We start from the raw sequence: 2040 nt of genomic DNA, 5'->3' as shown, positions 1-2040 counted from the left end.
CTCGCGACGCGGGCCACGGTCGCCCTGGAACCCGCCCTCACGGCGCGGACCCCGATCGTCCCGATCACGGAACGGCCGACGCTCCTCACCCTCACGACGCGGAGCACGATCGTCCCGGCCTCGGGAGTCATCCCCCCGCGGTCCTCTGCCTTCGTAACCGCCGCCACCCTCACGACGGGGGGTGTAACCACCTTCACGGCGCGGACCCCGGTCATCCCGGAACCCACCCTCACGACGGGGACCACGGTCACCCTGGAACCCACCCTCACGACGCGGACTCCGATCGCCCTGAGGGCCGCCCTCGCGACGGGGACCACGATCTCCTTGGTATCCACCCTCGCGACGCGGGCCACGGTCACCTTGGAACCCGCCCTCGCGACGCGGCGCGTAGCCGCCTTCACGCCGGTCACCGTAGCCGCCCTCACGACGCGGCCCGCGATCGTCCCGATCACGGAACGGCCGACGCTCCTCACCCTCACGACGCGGCCCACGATCGCCGCTGTCCCGATCCCGGTACGGCCGACGCTCGGCCCCTTCGCTCCGGGGACCGCGGTCACCCTGGAATCCACCTTCACGGCGTGGGCCACGGTCACTCTGGAACCCGCCCTCACGGCGCGGACCCCGATCGTCCCGATCACGGAACGGCCGACGCTCCTCACCCTCACGGCGCGGAGCACGATCCCCTTGGTACCCGCCCTCACGACGCGGCCCACGATCACCCTGGAAGCCGCCCTCACGACGCGGACCCCGATCGTCCCGGCCCCGGGAGTCATCCGCCCGCGGCCCTCTGTCACCACGGTTGTGGGAGCGCGACCTGTCGTCGGAACGGAACGGACGCTCGCCGCCGGAGTCTCGCCCGCGAGACCCATACCCGCCGCCGCTCCTGTCGCCTCCGCCCGAGCGCCTGTCCTCGTGGTCGCCGCGGCCGCGCTCTCCGCCGTCCGGTCCGTTATCTCTGTTCACTTCTGGTCCATTTCGTTGGCTCACTCAGCGGACTCACAACTACGGTCCACCGTGGCTGGTCGCCGCCCGCCCGCGGGCCTTACGCGACGAAGGCCACCCGTGGGGGTGGCCCGCTCCCTCCAGCCTAGCAAGCCGCGGAACGTCCATGAGCCCGACGCCACCGCTCATTTTGATCAGACCATAAATGTACGCCCGCCACGACTGACCGCCCTGTCACTCCGCTTCCACGAATTTGCAGAACCCCACCGACGGATTCCGAACCCTCCAGCGAACGAAAACCTCCACCTCCAAGGCCGGATCCACGGCTTCACCTGGCCTCTTGCCGCGCACGAAAGCCCAAAACCACTTTCTCAGGACAGTTCAGCGAGCATTAAGACTTCCCGAGTAACACGGATTTCCACACACCCGAACTCGACGTGCCCAGCCACACCTATTTCGCAGAAATCCGAACACCACCATACGCACAATCGCGTTCTGCACCGGCTCAACCCGGATCGATACGTGACCGGTCTACGGCACCCGACTGGGCTACGCGACCTCCACTGGTCCCCGCCGCACAGGAGCCTCTCCGCCCAGCCGCGTGCACGGATGTCAGGATTGATTCCTCGTCCAGGCGCGCGATCGCCCGCCAGCCGTCAGGCAAGAACACTGCACATGAGCCCCCGAGCAGCCAGCGGCCCAGCCCGGGAAAGCAAAAAGGCCCCGACGCGCTGAGGCGTCGGGGCCTTTTCAAAGATTGTCCGGCGGTGACCTACTCTCCCACACCCTCCCGAGTGCAGTACCATCGGCGCTGGGAAGCTTAACTTCCGGGTTCGGAATGTAACCGGGTGTTTCCTTCCCGCCATAACCGCCGTAACCCTATGAAACTGACAAGCAAACCGCTTGTTGTTTCAGAATTACATAGTGGACGCGAGCAAGATTATTCTTTGGTGTGGCGCAGCTCCGGACCCGGCGAAGAGTAACGGAGCGCAGCACACACCAAAGCATTATGCTTTGTGGTCAAGTCCTCGGCCTATTAGTACCGGTCAGCTCCACACGTTACCGTGCTTCCACCTCCGGCCTATCAACCCCATCGTC

The 2040-nt window shown here is 66.3% G+C and carries 1 protein-coding gene and 2 rRNA genes; all 3 read right to left on the bottom strand.

Translation table 11 applies throughout. From position 1 onward, the window contains the following. Positions 1-713 (bottom strand): hypothetical protein (locus AB0I15_RS39095; RefSeq protein WP_358107419.1); only part of this gene is annotated, 713 nt, incomplete at its 3' end. 988 nt (positions 714-1701) lie between these two features. Next, positions 1702-1818, bottom strand: a 5S ribosomal RNA gene (gene rrf / locus AB0I15_RS39090). Between the two features lie 140 nt (positions 1819-1958). Then, positions 1959-2040, bottom strand: a 23S ribosomal RNA gene (locus AB0I15_RS39085); the annotation flags it as partial.

Origin of the sequence: Nonomuraea sp. NPDC050643 (assembly GCF_040654715.1) — a bacterium.
GTDB lineage: Bacteria > Actinomycetota > Actinomycetes > Streptosporangiales > Streptosporangiaceae > Nonomuraea.
Note: the sequence above shows the minus strand (reverse complement) of the source record. Positions and strands in the feature narration are given on the sequence as shown.